This is a genomic window from Psychrobacter sp. ASPA161_9 (assembly GCF_051970275.1).
Lineage (GTDB): Bacteria > Pseudomonadota > Gammaproteobacteria > Pseudomonadales > Moraxellaceae > Psychrobacter.
Window position 1 is genome coordinate 1 of sequence record NZ_JBEFNI010000009.1, and the last position, 18,798, is coordinate 18,798.

Below are 18,798 nucleotides of genomic sequence, written 5' to 3' on the forward strand. Positions count from 1 at the left end.
GTGGGTGAAATAAGGGGATTAAATAATATAAGTGAACAACGATTAACGTTTACGATAAAATAAGCGCATTAAATAATAAGAATAAAAGGACAGGCCGTGTTCATTGTAAAAAGTATAGAAGAGCTGCCAATTAACGCAATAGAGTTTGAACAAGTGATTCAAGCAGTAGCAAATATTGAAGCTATGGTACAGCCGCAAGACATGTGGACTTATGAGACGTTAATCGAATTGCTCAAGCAAGATAGTATTAAGATGCTTAGTATTTGTGAGCAACAAGAGGAGGCTATCAATAATAAGGTAGTTGGTTATTGTTTATATCAAGTGGTTTTTGAACAAGCAGAAATTTTACGTATTGGCACCCATCCTGACTATCAGCGCCAAGGTATCGCATCGCAAATTTTTACTAGCTTAAATAAAGAGCTACAGAATCAGAAGATGGAGAGCTTACTATTAGAGGTACGCGCAGATAATTTCGCAGCTATTGCCTTATATGAGCAGCAAGGATTTACAGAGATTCACAGACGTAAAGGCTATTATCAAGCACCGCATCAGCCAACAGTTGACGCTTTAATTATGCAGCGCATTTATTTTTAATCACCATTTTTAGCCCATTAGAGGTTCACTCGTTCAGATTGAGGACACGCCCTAAGGTTGTAAAGGTATTTTCTTTTTACAGACTTCAACATCGAGTTTATAGTCACTGTCTGTTCTCATACGCTCTAAAATATCAATTCTTTCGCTTAACATCTCTACCATAACACTGATATTGGCTTGTTGTTTTCTAACTTGTGCCAGTTTTTGCTGCGTAAGCATCAGCTGCAAATCAATATCTAGCTGACCGTCATAATAATCATTGAGACTATCCTTGATTTCAATAAGGGTGAAGCCAATAGCCTGTGCGCTTTTAATGAGCTCAATACGTTCTACGCATTCTGGATGAAACTCAGTATACAGCCGTGATCCAGCTTGGCGTTTACGCGATTTTAGCAGCCCTAGTTGATCGTAATGGCGTACTGTATCTTTGGTCGTATTGGCCTGTGCTGCCAACGTTCCAATCAGTAAAAATGATGTATCAGCTGCCATAGGGTAATCTCATAAATGTAATGATTAACAAAAAGGGGAGGGATAAAAAAGCTCTGAATTCATGCAATGACATAGACAGAAGACTACGTGTGCTTTAGTTTTATTTTTTAAACATTTATTTGCCATGCTTCTGACATATCCAGTCTAGCAACTGCCATCGGTTTATGAGAATTATTTTGCCATTGTACCGAATGGCCTCCAATAAGCGTGTCCAACTGTGTTAAAAAATCAGCACGTGGCAAGGTCTTAGCCCCTAAGCTCATCAAATGCTCATTGGGCAATTGACAGTCCACAAGCGCTATATTGCTTTGTTCGCATAAACGCATCAAGCCCCAAAATGCCAGTTTAGAAGCATTAGAGCTACGGTGAAACATTGACTCACCAAAATAGATGCTGCCTATTTTTAGACCATATAAGCCGCCAATAAGCTGTCCGTTATCATCCCAAACCTCAACGCTATGAGCAAAGCCGTGCGCATGTAGCTCGGTGTAAGCCTCAATCATCTCATCATGAATCCATGTATGCTCACCCTCAGGCTGTTCATCATTGAGGCCATCGCTACGCGGTAAGCTACAAGCGTGTATGACATCATCAAACGCTCGATTGAGCGTAAGCTGCCAGCGTTCCTTTTTGGCCTGACGGCGTAGTGATTTACTTGGCACATAATCAGTCGGTATCATTACACAGCGCGGCTCAGGGCACCACCACGCAATAGGTTCATCTTCATTGAACCAAGGAAACAATCCCTGTGCGTAAGCTGAAATAAGTGTTTCAGGTGCTAGATCACCACCTATAGCGACAATCCCAACGCCATCAGGATCAATGATGGCAGGGTTAGGGAAGTCATAACGCCCAAGACTTTTTAGGGTCTCAGGCGTGATATGAGGGGTAAGCTGTTCAGAGAAATGACTCATTTAAGCTTCATTATCAGCAGTTAAGGTTGATGCATAAGTATGATCAGTAGCAACGGCTTCACCGATAGCATCCAGATATTTTTCCGCATCAAGTGCTGCCATACAGCCAGTACCCGCTGAAGTAATCGCCTGACGATAGACATGATCGGCTACGTCGCCTGCTGCAAATACACCTTCGATGCTGGTTTGAGTCGCATTGCCATTAAGACCACTATTAACAATGAGGTAGCCGTCTTTCATGTCTAGCTGATTTTTGAATAAGTCAGTATTTGGCTTATGACCAATCGCTACAAACATACCATGGCTATCTAACTGCTTGGTGCTGCCATCAATCATCGATTCGATGATAACACCATTGACACCCATGTCATCGCCGACTACTTCTTTGACTTTGTGGTTCCATTCGATTTTGATGTTGCCATTCTTGGCTTTTTCAAATAATTTGTCTTGTAAAATTTTTTCAGAACGCAAGCTATCACGGCGATGCACTAAAGTAACTTCAGAGGCAATGTTTGATAAATATAAAGCTTCTTCAACTGCCGTATTACCACCACCAATGACAGCGACTTTTTGATCTTTGTAAAAGAATCCGTCACAAGTAGCACAGGCAGAAACGCCTAAACCTCTAAATTTGGTTTCTGATTCTAGACCTAAATACTGAGCAGAAGCACCTGTTGAGATAATAAGCGCATCACAAGTATAGCTGCCATTGTCGCCGGTCAGCTTAAAAGGACGCTCGCTTAAATCGACAGCATTAATGTGGTCATAAACCAATTCGGTACCGAAGCGTTCGGCATGGGCTTTCATACGATCCATCAGGGCAGGGCCTGTTAGATCATGAGCATCGCCTGGCCAGTTGTCGACTTCGGTAGTGGTGGTTAATTGTCCACCCACTTCCATACCAGTAACCATAACAGGCTTTAGGTTGGCACGTGCTGCATAAACAGCGGCAGAATAACCTGCTGGGCCTGAGCCTAGAATAATAAGTTTTTCGTGACGGGCTTCTTGAGTAGCAGTAGTGTTTTCAGTTGACATGGTTTTTCCTTGCTAAATAATAATGATTAACTATTAGAAATTATTGAGTGCTGTTAATTATATGTGATACTAACATAAGGGTCGTTGCTATAAAGTGCAAGTTTGCTAAAACAAATATGGATATTATTAGAATTAAATCAGACTTGATAGCTGCTAATTCCGAGTGATTGTGGCACTATTTTTAAATGATTCGCTTTTACTCTTTTATCGATGTATCTGCTTACTCATAAATCCGTTATGAATGTGTTTTCTTGGCCTGTTTCTTAATAACAGGGTCGCCACTTGACCTATGTATTTGTTATTATAAGAAGTTATGCTAAATGCGTTAGATCCTAAATGATATCTTGTATCGATAGGCCTGCATTTGGCAAATGTAAAGCATTGAAGGCATATTTTACGTTATAAGTGGTTAGTTTTTATCTTATAAATGGCTACTTTTACGTCATGAATGACTATGAGATACCTTATAATAGCTATTTTACGACAGACACTTTTTGGTTATAAAAATTTAGCTACGTAAATTTATGTCAGCACTTTATGTCAGCATGGTTAGGCTTAATCATGAGTTGACGACTATTTAGTATGGATAACAAGGCAGATTCTACGTGATATCAGCACCGCTTATTGAGTATTTAAAAAAAGGGATATTTACCTTCCTTGGGATAATTTTGGCAGTTTATCTGTTCGTTATTTTGCTGACTTATACTGGCAATGATCCCAGCTGGTCGCATATCAGCAGTGATATGACAACGATTAATAATATGGGCGGCTCAACGGGCGCATGGTTGTCTGACCTATTCTATAGCTTCTTTGGCTTTGGTGCATGGTGGCTACTGGCTTTTTTAGTCTACGAATCTATCTTGATTTGGTGGGAAAATAAGCCGACGTTTTGGTTGCTGCGACTGGTTGCTTATGTCTTTTTGATATTGAGTAGTAGCGCTTTATTCGCTCAGCTCGTTGCGTTAGTGCAGCATGTTGCAGATCCCATAGCATCAGGCCTTGAAGGTGTCGCTGGCGGTATTATTGGGCTGGAATTACAAGCGCGCTTAACGCAGCTGTTATCGCAGTGGGGGAGTGTGTTGTTTTTGGCGGTATTTGTCGTCATTACGGCGACTTTTGCTTTTAATATTCATTGGCATGCACTGTATCGTAGACTTACCGATTTGTCATGGCTTGGCTCAGGTGTAAAAGACAATAGTGATCAGTATAACTACAGTCAACAAGGCTCTGATAATCAAGCATCCAATGATGAAAAAAGCAATGCAGCTCAGAACTCAGCTGCCAATGCTAGCAATACTAAAAGCGCTGAACGTAAAGCCAAACAAAGTGCAAATGACTATGAGCAACTACCACTTGAGCTACAAACCGCCGGCGTAAGCCATGCGCCAGATAATAGTAGCCGCTTTAGTCATGCACTAACGGATTTCTTAGCCAAGTCAGGACTTGGTGCTAGCGTTAAGGCGACTGTCGCGGCCGATGCTTCTGCGGAATCTATTGCAAGTCAGGCTAGTATGTATGACAGCTCGCAGGCGTCAGCTCCTGTATCGAACAACTATACTGAAAAATCTAATAATAATGTGCAAGCAGTAGCAGCTACTACTATGCCTACCCGTAAAGTTGAGCCTAGCTTTGCATGGAATGACGCTGGTACGGTCAATGATTTACTGGCGACGGAAGCTGAAAAAGATCAATACATGCCGACGCCTACTGCTGATCCAGTCATATCCGCGCCTGTAGAAACGCATGCAAATTTTGAGCAAGCAGTAGAATTTGATGAAACAAGATTCTATGAAAACAAATTTGAAGAAATAGATAGTAATGTTGCTAACGAACAGACGCCGAGCTTAGATGAGTTAGCGAATAATTGGTTAGCTGAAAATGAGCCTGCGAATACAGCATCTTCGTTTGATAACACTATCTCTTCTGACAACGTGACCAATGACTATCAAAATCCGACAAACGACGCTGAGGTAGTAAGTGAACAAAGCTCTCCAGTAATCGAAGACCAGCCTGTAGTTGTAGAGCCTGTGATAGAACAGAGAGAAACCGTAACAGCTAAAGCTGAAGTTAAAGAAAGTCTGCAAGTGCAAGAGCCAGTTGTACCAGCAGATATGACACCAACCAATACGCCGCCTGCTAATCCAAAAGCTGCGCCAACGGTACAAATAGCCGACCCAGTTACAAATGCTGAGCTGATAGCAGCACCTAAGCCAACAGTGAGCTTTTCGGTACCGGATGGTGATAGTAGTAACCATATCACCGATATGATGCCAGAAGACGATAGTCGTTCTGATGATTCTAATACGCTAGTTATGCCAGATATTAGTGATGATGCAGCCTTTGCTAAACGTTCACGTGCGATGCAAACGGCTGAATATCGCGGTAGTTTGACGCCTATTCCAGAAGTATCTATTTTAGATAAGCCAGACCCTGATCGTAAGCCAAGCTATACCATCGTCGAGCTTGAGCAATTGTCAGAGCTATTAGAGATTAAACTTCAAGAGTTCAATGTTAAGGCATCTGTGGTTAATGCTATTCCAGGCCCCGTCGTCACCCGCTTTGAAGTGGATCTTGCGGCTGGGATAAAAGCCAGTAAGGTCACAGGCATTTCACGTGATTTGGCACGTTCGTTATCGATGGCATCATTACGCGTAGTCGAGGTTATTCCGGGCAAACCTTATATTGGCATCGAAGTGCCCAATAAACAGCGCGAGATGGTGCGCCTAATTGAGTTACTTAACACCGAAAAATTCAAAGATCCCAAAGCCCAAATCAGCATGGCAATGGGTAAAGATATCGGTGGCAATCCTATTATCACTGATCTTGCTCGCGCGCCGCATATGTTGGTTGCTGGTACGACAGGCTCTGGTAAATCGGTATTGGTAAACTCAATGCTACTGTCCATGCTACTCAAATATACACCGAACGAGCTGCGTCTTATCCTCATTGATCCAAAGCAGCTAGAGCTTGCCAACTATAATGACATTCCGCATTTGCTTACACCTGTCGTCACTGATATGACTGAAGCAGCCAGTGCCTTATCATGGTGTGTGGCAGAGATGGAACGTCGCTATCAATTAATGAGCCTACTTAAAGTACGTAAGCTTAACGAGTTTAATAAAAAGGTTATCGCTGCTGAAAAATCGGGTAATCCGATGCTTGATCCTTTATGGCGACCTAACGATAATGTGAGCATTGACCAAGCACCGAAGCTCAAAACCTTGCCGATGATTGTCATTGTCGCTGATGAGTTTGCCGATATGATTATGCAGGTCGGTAAGCAAGCAGAAGAGCTTATCACCCGCTTAGCACAAAAATCGCGGGCGGCAGGTATTCACTTGATGCTTGCCACTCAGCGTCCATCGGTAGATGTCATTACTGGTTTGATTAAGGCCAATATTCCAGTACGGGCGGCATTACGTGTTAACTCAAAAGTAGATTCGCGGACGATTTTGGATAGTGGCGGTGCAGAAGACATGCTCGGCAACGGTGATATGTTGTTCTTAGGGCCAGGACAGATTGAACCCGATCGTGTCCATGGTGCTTATGTCAGTGACGAAGAAGTCAACCGTGTGTGTGATGCATGGCGCGAGCGTGGCGCACCGGATTATATCGATAATATGGCAGGTAATTTTGAGCTATCGAGTCCTGGTGGTGGTAGTAGCGGGGCTAGTGCCTCTGGCGAAGACGACGATCTTTACAACGATGCGGTCGCCTTTATTATGGAAACTCGTAAAGTATCTGCTTCTAGTATTCAGCGCAAATTTAGCATCGGTTACAACCGCGCTGCGCGCATCGTCGACTCCATGGAGGAAGCTGGGCTGGTTAGTTCCATGGGTAAAAGTGGTAAGCGTGAGTTATTGATGTAGAGCTGGGGTTTGATTGCATCAAGAAAAAGCGAGTCGCAATAGTGGCTCGTTTTTTTGTTTCAATAAACAGAGTAATGAACATAGTAGTACTGATAAGGTATCTACTTGTTTATTATTTAAACCGATATACTTAGGACGTGTTTGACAGCTCACAAGTAAAATTACTTTTTAAGCAAGGATGCAAAATATGTTTAAAGAATATACTCAGTACGATGCGCTAGGATTAGCAGGATTAGTGAATTCAGGACAAGTCAGCGCCAAAGAATTATTAGATGCTGCGGTAAATCAAGCCAATCGATTTAATCCAAAGCTTAATGCCATTATTCACCGTTTCGATGAGCGTGCTTATAATGCCGCGCAAACAGGATTACCGAAAGGCGCATTTACTGGCGTCCCTTATCTTCTCAAAGATTTGTCTTTTTATTTTGCCGATGAGCCATTAACGATGGGCAGTCGTAGTGTCAATATCGTGACCGATTACGACAGTGAAATTGTCAAACGCATGAAAGCCAGTGGCGTTAACACTTTTGGCAAGACCAATACCCCCGAGTTTGGTTTAATCATCACTACTGAGCCCAAAGCGCATGGCGCCACCCACAACCCATTCAAAAAGGGCTATAGCTCTGGTGGCTCATCTGGCGGTAGTGCAGCGGCAGTTGCGAGTGGCATTGTGCCGATGGCAGGTGCAGGAGATGGTGGTGGCTCGATACGCTTTCCTGCAGCATGGTGCGGTGCATTTGGCCTTAAACCTAGCCGTGGCCGCAATCCAATCGGCCCAGCATTTGGTGAAGGCTGGGATGGCGCAATCGCCGATCACGTAATCACGCGCACGGTGCGCGATAGTGCAGCGATGCTGGATGCGACTAGTGGCGCTGAGGTTGGTGCACCTTACGTCATCGCACCACCTGAGGGGACATTTTTACAAGCAGCGATGCGTGCACCTCGTCCGCTAACAATTGCTTTACATCAGCAGCCGTTAATTGCCAATACAGTAGTGGATAAAGAGGTATTAGCGGTCCTTGAACGAACCGCTAAGCAATTGGAGGCCATGGGGCATCGCGTTGTGCCAGCTGAGCCAGACATCGATATCGAAAAATTCTGGCATGATTTCATAGTGGTGGTTTGCGCCCATACAGCCTTTACTATTGATAATGTTGAGCGCTGCCATGGCAAACAGTATGTGCAAAATCTTGAGCCACAAACGTATAATATGGCGATGCTTGGGCGCTCATTATCTGCAGTGGATTTAGTACATGCCAAACATGGCTGGCATAACAGCCAATATCATACTGGTAAGCTACTTGAGCAATACGATATGATTCTATGTCCAACCGTACCGACAGCGGCGGTGAAGCATGGAGTATTGCCACCAAGCCGAGTAGAAGAGATGCTAATGAACACCTCTGGTCTATTAAGTAAAGGCGTGAATATGGGTAAGTATACTTTTAGCTCAGGTATGATTGAGAAGCTCAGCCACCCCGTGTTGAGTAAAATGGCGTTTACTTTGTTAGGCAATATTACTGGTTTACCTGCCATGTCTTTACCACTCGGCATGAGTAAAAAAGGCTTGCCAATTGGAATGCAATTGATCGGAAGGATGAATGACGAGACGACGCTATTAAGCTTAGCAGGAGAGATAGAGCGTGCGGGTTTATTTACAAAGCCCGCATTTGCTAAATAACGTTAATAACTGACATTTAAACAACTGATATTTAAAATCAGTTATAACAAACGCACTTTAGTCAAAGCGATAGATATCCATCCCAAGACTATGGTGCGCCATGCTTTCATGGACGACAGACACACGTTGACCCGCCCCTAAAGCAAAGAATAACGGTAATAAATGCTCGTCACTTGGATGGATGTTTTTATAGTTAGGATACTGTTGCCAATCTAACGCAGACGGAATATCTGTTTTAAGTTGTTGTAATAACCACAATTTAAAGTCTTTGGCGGCAGGGTCAATACTATCAGCTTGCCAGCGTAGTGCCTGCAAATTATGAGTAATGTTACCTGAGCCAATGACAAGTATTTGTTGCTCGCGCAGATGGGCAAGCTGCGCACCCAGCTGATAGAGAGACACGCTATCATAATGCCGGGGTAGCGATATCTGTACGATAGGGACATCTGCTTCTGGATACAGATGTTTGAGCGGCGACCATACACCATGATCGCAGACCCGCATCGGATTAACCCTGCAAGTAATACCGCGTGCAGTCAGCTGCTGCGCTAGTGATTCAGCAAGCTCAGCATGGCCTAAGGCCGGATACTGCAACTCATGCAATTCGGGATCAAATCCTGAAAAGTCATGCCAAGTCTTAGGTTTGGGGTTGCTGCTAATTTCAAGTTTTTCGGATAACCAATGCGCAGACATGATGACAATAGCACGAGGCTTAGGTAGGTTATGTCCTATCCGCGCAAGGGCATTAGTAGTTGCCGACTGCTCAATAGCAAGCGTCGGTGCACCGTGGGATATAAATAACGCTGGCAGCCTTGCTGCATTGTTTAATCCTGCAGGCGCGTCTGCCCAAGCTACGGCAGCACTTATTGGCTTGATAGCTTTAGCATCATCATAGTAATTATTAGACGGGGTATATTTAGCAGATTTCGGATAGCTCATGTACCGTTTATTAGGGCGCGCAAAGGTTTTTCAATCTATTGAGCCAGTCATATTTTATTGCGCTTAGTTTTCTGATAGATTAGTTTTACGACATTTATATAAGTGTCTTTAGTTGCCACGGTGATAAGGATGGTTATGATTGATACTCATCGCCCGATACAACTGCTCCATTAATACCACTCGTACTAAAGGATGCGGCAACGTCAATGCTGACAATGACCATTTTACATCTGCCTGTGCCAATACTTCTTGTGAGACGCCATCTGCACCGCCAATGACCAACGCAATATCATCGCCTTGCTGCATAGCATCCGCGAGCTTTTCTGCCAGATCTTCTGTCGATAGCATTTTACCTTTGACATCCAGTACCCACAGTTGCTCACGTGCAGCAGTTGCGTGAGCTGCCAAGATGGTCTGACCTTCTTGCTCGCGATACTGCGCCAAATTGGCATCAGAAGGATTTTTGGCACGTTTGGCTGCGGCAAGCTCAACGATTTCAGTGCTGAGCATGGGCTGAATACGTTTATAGTATTCATTAAAGCCGCTTTGCACCCAACTAGGCATCTTATTACCAACGGTTAAGAGTCGTGCTTTCATTGCCGTTTATTCCTTAGCTTTTTGTATTTGGTTTATCTTATAACAAGTAAACAGAATCTGTTTAATCGGTTAATGGCGATAGCGTTTCAGAAATAGTATCTGTATTCTGATCATTACTATCTTTAGTAATAACGGTCAACTTAGCATCAGATTCAAAGACAATCGCTTCAATCTCATTTAAGCTGCTGATACCTTCAGAACGCATCGCACATTCAAGCTCCTGACGAGTCAAGCGTTCTGCACGCATAGCATCCGGTAAATACTGTCCTTGATAAAAAACAATGCGTGGCTCAGATAAAATGACGCTGCTAAATTGCGGTGAAATCGAGGCGTATTTAGTCACTAAAAACTGTAATAAATAGAGCACTAAGATAGAGCTAAACCCTTCAATAAGGGGAACGTCTTTGAGCAAAATAGTACTCGCACCTAACGAGCCGATCATCACGGTGACGATCCAATCGAAGTTATTCAGCTGTGATGTAGAGCGCTTACCAGAGACCTTTGTAATTAGCACAATTAACACGTATACCATAACTGTAGTTAGGACAATACGCCCAAGCTTGTCTATGTTGTCAAAAAAGAGCATTTCCATCGTATTTACTCCTATCAATAATACAAAGCGATTCAAATTTTAAAGTTAGCGGCTCAAATATGAACAATTTAAACTAACTAAAACCAGCGTAACGGAATTTACGCTGTAATAGTGCAAAAACTTTGTAGTACGTTGTAGGTAGCTGCCAGACCTTAAGAGGTTTTGCGTTTTGGATCAAGGAGACGATTCAGCAGCAAAATACTTATCCGCGCGCTGATAAAAGTGAGTACCAATATCATTACTAATGCAGAGAGTAGAGGGAGAGGTTGCTGCATAGTCATCTCAAGTAACACCTCACGGCTTACCGCATCAAACAGCAAGAACCATATCCCTAAGAAGTAAATGGCAGTAAGCAGCCAAACAACACCAACCCCGCCGAACATTAAGCGATTGATCTCATCTCTATCCAGTGCCCGCTGTTGGTGCTTGATAAATTTATTCACAGCAATATAAGCGCCAACCATGATGGACAGTACCGTGACCAGTTGCGAGTTGAGGGCAACTTGGGTTTGAATCATCATAAATATCGTACTGGTAATAATATAGCCAATTGCAAAAAAACCGATATATTGAGCCATTTTGGGTTGAGTTGATTTAGAGTTTTGCGATAATCCATTACGTCCTGACTGAGTATTAGACTTGCTAAGTTTGGTTGTCTTGCGTGCCATAAGCTGACCTTTATAAAGGTAAAAACGTGCAGTTGATATAAATGTAATAAGTATTCGATAAAATCGTAACAAAAGCCACAATAAATACTGCGCCTAATTCTTTGAAGCTGCTTCTTTAAAAAAGACTAGTGCTGGGCGGTCCAGTCGAGCATGGTGTCTAACACCGTTCTAGCCGTATAAGCGTTTAGTGCCTGCTCGGTATTAATAAGACCAACGACGACATAGTCCTGTCCGGACGTCCCTTTGACATAACCTGCCATCGAAGTCACGTTATTTAAGGTGCCCGTTTTTATCCATGCACGGCCAATGGCTGCCGACTCAGGTAGGCGCTCGCTATGAGCGGCAATAGTACCACTGACACCCGCGATGCCTAAAGAGCTGACGTACGCGTCAAAGCTTGGATGATTATAAGCGTATGTTAACAGCTCGCTTAAGTTGGCGGCAGTTATTGTACAGTCGCGGCAAAGTCCTGAACCATTGGTTAAGTACGGCGGCGGAGTGCTTAGATTGGCTTGCCACCACTGGTTCATGGTTTGTAAGGCAGCAGGATAGCCCGTAGTAGTAGGCTTACCAAATTGGTATAAGCTGCTTGTTTTACTGTTTATTATTTTATTATTAGCTGTTTCATCATGGTTCGCTTTATCACTGTTTGTGCTAAACGTCTCAACAGTAGCGATGTGTGCTTCAGTGGTTTTGGCTTTGTCGTAAGCCCCAATCGATAGCGCCACTTGCTCGGTCATGACATTATTAGAGAAGTGATTAATATCATAAATTTGCTGAGTTAAGTTTAAGGATGGATAGCTGACAAGAGGTAGCGGTGACATAGGGAGCGCTGCCAGACCACGTGTTGGTTTTGTGTTTTTCAACGCCTCGTAAGGAGTTTCTTGAGTGATGACCTTTCCGCTCAGCGTATTGCCCAGCTCTTGCCATTTGGCGGCGATGACACGCGCAGCAAAATCTTTGGCATTAGGATACGCGACATAAAAGGCATGCTCCCCGCAGCTATCTGGTAGATTGGCATTCAAAGCTAGCTGTTGTGGCTGCCACTGCGGGGCTAAGCTATAACTAGCTTGACCACAGGAAGCTGAGCGTGTGTTGATCGTGTTAGGCATCTGATAATTTGCTAATTGCGGTTTATAAGTCAGCTGCGCCTGTCCATTAGCTAATGGATAGCTTTGGATACCGATAGTGCTAAAGTTCACCAAAAACCCATCAGGGCTGGCGTTATAAGGTCGCAGTGGTGCGTTATCAAACGCCGCAGGATCTTTGCCAACATTTTCAAAAACCCCGCTATCGATGATAATATCACCATTAATATGACGAATACCTGAAGCTTGCACTTTGTAAAGCAGCTGTTGCAAACGCTCATGGGTCATCTTGGGATCGCCACTCCCTTGAATAACCAAGTCACCAAGTAGACGATCGCCGATAATAATACCCGTATGATAGACGCGTGTATGCCAGACAAAGTTAGCGCCTAGCGTATCTAAAGCAATAAAGCTGGGCACAAGTTTCATGGTGCTGGCTGGCGTACGTGCGATATCTGGTTGATGACTCAATAAGGGTGAGAAAGAAATTTTGATAGTTGGCGTAGCAACATTAGCATTATCTATGTCGTTGGCGTTGGCATCTTCATTACTATTAGCATTGTTAATAGACTTTGAGCTTGCATTATCTGAGAGTACTGTTGGAATGCTTTCTAAGCTTTGATAAGTATAAGGGTCGTCAGTATAAGCGTGTAATTTTTGCTCATGCTTTTTAATCGTGCGCTTCTCAATAGTAGTCAATGTAATCTGCTGGCTAGCATCGTTTTTGACATTGTTATTCTTCTTCTGTGTCGTTTTTTGACTAATGCTATTAGTTTCAGAAGGGGTGCTCGCAAGCTTAGTCTGATTGACAAGCTTTGGTTCACTGTCGTCATTAACACTGCTGTCAATAACTTTAATCGGAGAGGGCAGTCGACTGGCGTTTTTATCACCCACTGGGGTAATGACAATACTGATATCAGCCGCTGTTAAGTCTGCTCGCGATAGTGCTGCTTGGATAGCTTCCGGTAGGGCTGCCTGTGCGTAAAGTGGCGATACAATAGCCGTTGCCAATAGTGCGAGCATTGATAAGCGTTTGCTAGACTGATTCGACGGTCGCAAATAAGTGCAAGGAAGCTTCGGTTTGGTAGTAGGAGACATATAAAATTTGGAAGTGGGTTGCATGAGCAGTCTACCATCAGGTGGCAAAAACCGCATATGTTAACATGAATTGGCGACGAGCTTTAGCGTACATGCAAAAATGCCATTGCCGTCATGATGGCATCGTTATAGGCATCATGAATGCCGAGCTCAGGAATATCATAATGCGCCAAGATACTGGTCAGATGCTGTGATTGACCGGAAAGGCCTTGGGTTTGACCGCTCATGCGCCGACTATATAAATGTCGCACATCAATGACTTCGTTGGGTAAAGTAGTGCCCATATAGTGCTTCACCAAGGGGTTTAGAAACCCAGTATCTATCTTTGGACAGAATCCCACTATCGGACGATTATCAATAAACGGTAATAGTAACTCTAGCATCTCATCGTAGCTCATACCATTTTCAACATCAGCGGTACGCAGACCATGAATTACAATGGTATCGCGGTCAGGCATCACAGGCGGCCTACAGACCAGATGCATACCATTACCTGTATCGATAGTATTTCCGTTGATATGAATGGCTGCTACAGATAATAAGTGATGCCTTTTCGGATTGAGCCCTGTCATCTCACAGTCAATCGCCACCCATTGCTCAGCCAAAGGTTTGCTAAACATCGATGCCAGCTCTGGACGCTGCAATTGCGACTTTTGCCATGTACACGACAACTGCTTTAGCCAATTCATATCAGTCTACTATCCCTCTATGATGCCTCTAGTTGATAGTGCTGCCGGAGCTGCGTTTTGAAGCTTTTGACCACTGCAAGACACTCTTTTAATAAGTCACGCTCAAGCGCTGATAAGGTAGTCGGGTCGATGTGCCGTGCATACTTATCATCTGTAGAGAGTGCGACTGACAAACGCTGCGCCATAAAAAACTCTAAGGCTTCCGATAAGGTGTCAGCCCGCTCTTGGTTTAAAGCGCCAGCTTGTACCAAACCTTTAAGGCGACCTTTAGTGCTAGGTACTTCTAAAATATCATTTTCTAATGCCAAGGTACGGATACCGTGTACCAATGGAAAGATACCGGCTTTTTTAAGGTCAATATCATGCGAGCTAGGTTTACCACTTAATAACGGCACAAACTTTTGCCACCATTGATTGACATCACCGAACTGGAGCGCCGCCCGTACAAATTGCCGTACGAACATCCGATCTGATTGCCGATGAGCTGTTTTTAAATGTTCACGTATATCCTTTAGCAGAGATTCATCGCCGCAGACGTACTCACCATCGAGTATGGCGGATAAGTAAATACTGTGCATCGGATCAGTATTTTTAAACCATAAGCTAATTTGTGCTTTAAACGGTTTCAGTGGTTGCCGCCACATTGGATTATTCATCATGATATTGCCATCACATAGTGGATAGCCAAGATCTGCCAAGTGGTTGTTAAATATATCAGCAAACTGCGCCAACTCAGGATGAGTAAAGCCATCACGAATGATCAGTGCATTATCTTGGTCGGTACGCATGATCTGCTCACCGCGACCTTCTGAGCCCATCACGATGACGCAGGTATTTGCTACGACCTCATCAGGAACGATAAGTTTCCAAAGCTTAGTAAAGACTTGCGCGTTTAGCGTTTGTACCATGCGGCTGACGATACCAATCTTGACACCGTTTTGATGCTGCGCACGAATGTAACGGCCAATGAGCTCGACCGCTGTATCTAGGCTGTTTATGTCTTTTGCTTGCTCAATTTGAATACTAATGAGCTGTGAGTGATGACCAAGATAAGCCAAGACATCGCTTTGTCCCAGTACACCTACGACCTGACCTTTATTATCAATGACAGGTAAGCGGTGGATACGGTAGCGAGTCATGGTCATTAGAGCATCGCCAATCTCATTATCAGTATCAATAGTCCGTAGGTTGAAACTTGCAAAATGCTGGCAGGTAGTGGTAGCAGGGTCTTGCTGTTCGCTGACCGCCCGGCAGATGTCAGTATCAGTCAAGATGCCTAGCTCACGATCTGAACGGCGGGTAATGCTATGTTCAGGTTCAGGCTTAGAGTTTTTTTCAATATCGCTAAGCGTACCTCTTACTTGCTCTAACAAATGACTGGTTGGACGTACCAGCACATGCTTCAGTCCAGCTTCGGTCATGATACGTGCGGCTTGGTGTAGGCTACTATCGGCATCAATAATATGTACGGGCAATAAAATTACATCAGTGACTGGTTGTAGCATGATTTGCTGCACTTCTTGCTGCGCAGTATAACTATCCGCATGCAATCCTAATGCTTGACCTTGCGTACTACGTCTTTGTTGTAGTGCTTTTAAGCGCTCAGGTAATTTGTCTGATAGCAGTTGGCGGACTAGATGATTTTGCGCGCTTATTTTATCGATAGCAGCACCATCAATTTGCAGCAACAAAGTATCTTCGTGAGCCGTGTATTGATAGGGCTCAGTATTGCCATCATTTTGTGATTTGGTAATACGACCTTGCGATTCAGGCGTGCGGCGACTATCGAACCAGTCGTTGCTGTTCAGTTGGTCGGAGTGATTACTACCAAAATAAGAAGCGACAAATTCGCCAGCTAGCGTTTGATCAACTTGTCCTTTTAATACCACAAAAAAGTTATGTAGGTCATCACTGGATAAGGATTCGTTTGCACCAAGATAGCGGACTTGGGTGTTTTTTTTGAGGCTTTGACGTTCAGTTAGACGCAGTACATCAAACGGTGGCTGAGTAAAATCAAGATGGGGCATGGCATCATCCTTGATGGCATAATCAATAAGAGCAGCTTACTATCAATAGGCTTAACAATAGGGCAGAAGCAGTATAGGAAGCAGCATCAAAAGCAAAAAAATTACTATTATAAAACGTTATCGTCTTACTATAGCACTATCTTGCTGTTCATAACATTATTGTTAATAAGGATATATTTAACCTAAAATTTCCAGCCTCTCATCTTTTAAGGTTTAGTACATCAACCCTTAACTCACCAGTTTGGCTTGTGCTGATAATAACTTGCGAATACGGTCAATCGCCTCGCGACTCTCTTCAACACTAGCAACGAGAGCGATACGGACATAACCTTGACCGGGATTTTTACCATTAACTTCACGTGATAAATAACGCCCAGCAAGCGCATGGATATTGGCTTGTTCGTACAAGGTTTTGACAAATATTTCATCATCACCGTCGAACTGCTCAGGAACTTTTACCCAAAAATAAAATCCTGCATCAGGCATGCGTAAGTCTAATAGCTCGCCTAATTCTGCCATCCACAACGCAAATTTTTCTTGGTATAGCGCTCGATTATGCGCGACATGCTTCTCATCTTGCCAAGCGGCAATCGATGCCAACTGATGCGGTATAGGCATCGCACAACCTTGGTAGGTGCGATATTGCACATAAGACTTTAGGATGGACTCGTCGCCTGCGATAAACCCTGAGCGCAGACCGGGTAGATTCGAGCGTTTGGATAGCGAATGAAATACAACACAGTTCTTGAAGTTATTACGACCAAGTTCTGTGCATGCTTGCAGCAAGCCAATAGGTGCTTTATCAAAGTATAGTTCGCTATAACATTCGTCGCTGGCGATGATAAAGTTGTATTGATCTGATAGGCGAATGAGAAACTCCCAATCATCCATGGTCATCACTGAGCCGGTCGGATTATTTGGGCTACAGATAAATAACAGCTGTGTTTGCTCCCAGACATCTTTCGGTACAGCGCGATAATTGCCTTTAAAGTCATCATCTGCGGTGCAAGGCACGAAGTATGGTGTTGCTTGTGCCAGTATCGCCGCCCCTTCATAAATTTGATAAAAGGGATTAGGCATCACGACTATAGGGTTACAAGGCTTGTTATCTATATTTGTTTGATCCACCTTGTCTGTACTTTCGTCATGATTAACCACCGCTTGTACAAAACTAAAAATAGCTTCGCGCGTCCCCATGACGGGTAGTACTTCGGTATTGGCATCAAGATGATGCAGAAAAAATCGCTTCTCAAGCCAATGCGCAATGGTTTGACGCAGCTCAAAACTACCGTCAGTGGTCGGATAACGACATAGTTTGTCTAAGTTTTCTCGTAATACGTCCAGCACAAAAGTTGGCGGTTCGTGTTTTGGCTCACCAATTCCAAGCTTAATCTCAGAATAATCGTTAGCTGGTATGCTGTCAGCTAACAGAGTCGCCATTTTGGCAAACGGGTATGGATGCAAATGCGTTAAGTTGTTATTCATAAGTTTGGTAACTATAATAGGCAGATGATAATAAATGTATAAAGAAAAATTACATTCAAGCAGTGTAGCACTTCTCTTATTTTTTGTCTTTTCCTTCTTACTCGTGTTTTTTGCTATTAACTGATGATTTATTTGATAGCAGTTCAATGACTTAGCTGTTTGTCTTATCACTCACAGCTTATAAATAATAACAATATATACAATGGTTGCCTTAGCTTCTGGTAAGTTGTTGTTAGGATAATTGAAATGCTTAAAGCTTCCAACTCTGACCACCTTAATATCGAAGTTCTCAATGCTAGTACTAACAATGTTAATAAGGCTAGTGATAATAATGTACAGCATTCTGGTTTTTGCGAACAACTAAAACAGCGTGAACAGCAATGGTGGCAAGCACGTCAGCGCCTTATCGCTCTTGAAGAGCGGTGGATGTTTTGGTTCGGGGAGAACAGTTTAATTATGTGGCTCATGTGGCAATTGGTCAGCTATGTATTTGTCGCTATCGTCCTGATGCTGTCCAGTAAGCTATTCGATTTGCAGCTTTATTTATGGCAGTATATGACTATATTTGGCGCACAAACGCTATTATTTGCAGTGACGCTGGGGTCTAAAGGACGTCTGGCTAATCGTCTGCAGAACAATATTGATAGTGCAGATTTTGTACGCGAGCAAGCATTGAATGAGATGTATATATTAGCATCAGATATCATTCTGCCTGCTATCCATGCCAGTGCACCCATCTCTTTACAAACCATTCATGAGCGCTATAAGTCACATTTAAAGCTGGCTAGCCTGCGACGATTACTACAAAAAGAGGTCGATGCCGGACGGTTAGTTTTGGGACAATATCAAATAGAAGCAGAAGTGTTGCCACCAGAGCTTGCCGACGAAGCGTTGTCACCATACGCTGACAAGATGGTATATAAAAGCTTAGTCAACATCTCTTAAAATAAGCAGCTCTTAAGATAAACACCTCTGAAGATAAGAGGTGCCATCCAAAAGACTTATCAGAGCTTGTTAATTTAATTTTTAGGAT

15 protein-coding genes are annotated in these 18,798 nt (G+C 43.4%); 4 read left to right on the forward strand and 11 right to left on the reverse strand.

Features of this window, described 5'->3' with window-relative positions:
- Positions 1-96: 96 nt before the first annotated feature.
- The gene (rimI, locus tag ACTQ9S_RS10710) at positions 97-594 is read left to right on the forward strand and encodes a ribosomal protein S18-alanine N-acetyltransferase (RefSeq protein ID WP_440454929.1); all 498 of its coding nucleotides are present in this window, start codon (positions 97-99) and stop codon (positions 592-594) included.
- A gap of 51 nt (positions 595-645) precedes the next feature.
- On the opposite strand, the gene ACTQ9S_RS10715 is transcribed toward rimI, so the two are convergent.
- From ACTQ9S_RS10715 to trxB, 3 genes are all read right to left on the reverse strand, one after another.
- A complete protein-coding gene (locus ACTQ9S_RS10715; RefSeq protein WP_440454930.1) occupies positions 646-1,083 on the reverse strand; it encodes a MerR family transcriptional regulator in 438 nt (145 codons plus the stop codon).
- 107 nt (positions 1,084-1,190) lie between these two features.
- Positions 1,191-1,997: a leucyl/phenylalanyl-tRNA--protein transferase gene (gene aat / locus ACTQ9S_RS10720; protein ID WP_440454931.1), complete on the reverse strand. Its 807-nt coding sequence runs from the start codon at positions 1,995-1,997 to the stop codon at positions 1,191-1,193.
- Positions 1,998-3,032, reverse strand: coding sequence for a thioredoxin-disulfide reductase (trxB, locus tag ACTQ9S_RS10725; RefSeq protein ID WP_440454932.1), 1,035 nt, complete (start codon positions 3,030-3,032; stop codon positions 1,998-2,000).
- A 605-nt stretch (positions 3,033-3,637) separates the two neighbouring features.
- Here trxB and ACTQ9S_RS10730 point away from each other — a divergent pair.
- Entirely contained in the window at positions 3,638-6,901 is a 3,264-nt protein-coding gene (locus ACTQ9S_RS10730; RefSeq protein ID WP_350657428.1) for a DNA translocase FtsK, read from the forward strand.
- 187 nt (positions 6,902-7,088) lie between these two features.
- A complete protein-coding gene (locus ACTQ9S_RS10735; RefSeq protein WP_350657427.1) occupies positions 7,089-8,582 on the forward strand; it encodes an amidase in 1,494 nt (497 codons plus the stop codon).
- Between the two features lie 57 nt (positions 8,583-8,639).
- On the opposite strand, the gene ACTQ9S_RS10740 is transcribed toward ACTQ9S_RS10735, so the two are convergent.
- From ACTQ9S_RS10740 to dapC, 8 genes are all read right to left on the reverse strand, one after another.
- The gene (locus ACTQ9S_RS10740) at positions 8,640-9,521 is read right to left on the reverse strand and encodes a DODA-type extradiol aromatic ring-opening family dioxygenase (protein ID WP_350657426.1); all 882 of its coding nucleotides are present in this window, start codon (positions 9,519-9,521) and stop codon (positions 8,640-8,642) included.
- 108 nt (positions 9,522-9,629) lie between these two features.
- A complete protein-coding gene (rlmH, locus tag ACTQ9S_RS10745; RefSeq protein ID WP_068034484.1) occupies positions 9,630-10,118 on the reverse strand; it encodes a 23S rRNA (pseudouridine(1915)-N(3))-methyltransferase RlmH in 489 nt (162 codons plus the stop codon).
- A 61-nt stretch (positions 10,119-10,179) separates the two neighbouring features.
- The gene (locus tag ACTQ9S_RS10750; protein WP_068034485.1) at positions 10,180-10,710 is read right to left on the reverse strand and encodes a DUF421 domain-containing protein; all 531 of its coding nucleotides are present in this window, start codon (positions 10,708-10,710) and stop codon (positions 10,180-10,182) included.
- A gap of 152 nt (positions 10,711-10,862) precedes the next feature.
- Positions 10,863-11,378, reverse strand: a complete 516-nt coding sequence (locus ACTQ9S_RS10755) for an ABZJ_00895 family protein (protein WP_350657425.1) — start codon at positions 11,376-11,378, stop codon at positions 10,863-10,865.
- Between the two features lie 125 nt (positions 11,379-11,503).
- Complete coding sequence (locus ACTQ9S_RS10760; protein ID WP_350657424.1) at positions 11,504-13,588, reverse strand: D-alanyl-D-alanine carboxypeptidase/D-alanyl-D-alanine-endopeptidase; 2,085 nt, start codon at positions 13,586-13,588, stop codon at positions 11,504-11,506.
- A 59-nt stretch (positions 13,589-13,647) separates the two neighbouring features.
- Complete coding sequence (locus ACTQ9S_RS10765; RefSeq protein WP_440454933.1) at positions 13,648-14,253, reverse strand: 3'-5' exonuclease; 606 nt, start codon at positions 14,251-14,253, stop codon at positions 13,648-13,650.
- 17 nt (positions 14,254-14,270) lie between these two features.
- A complete protein-coding gene (locus ACTQ9S_RS10770; protein ID WP_440454934.1) occupies positions 14,271-16,280 on the reverse strand; it encodes a DUF294 nucleotidyltransferase-like domain-containing protein in 2,010 nt (669 codons plus the stop codon).
- Positions 16,281-16,508: 228 nt separating this feature from the next.
- The gene (gene dapC / locus ACTQ9S_RS10775) at positions 16,509-17,765 is read right to left on the reverse strand and encodes a succinyldiaminopimelate transaminase (RefSeq protein ID WP_068034496.1); all 1,257 of its coding nucleotides are present in this window, start codon (positions 17,763-17,765) and stop codon (positions 16,509-16,511) included.
- Positions 17,766-18,011: 246 nt separating this feature from the next.
- Here dapC and ACTQ9S_RS10780 point away from each other — a divergent pair, with 246 nt between their 5' ends.
- Positions 18,012-18,710, forward strand: coding sequence for a hypothetical protein (locus tag ACTQ9S_RS10780; protein ID WP_440454935.1), 699 nt, complete (start codon positions 18,012-18,014; stop codon positions 18,708-18,710).
- Positions 18,711-18,798: the final 88 nt, after the last annotated feature.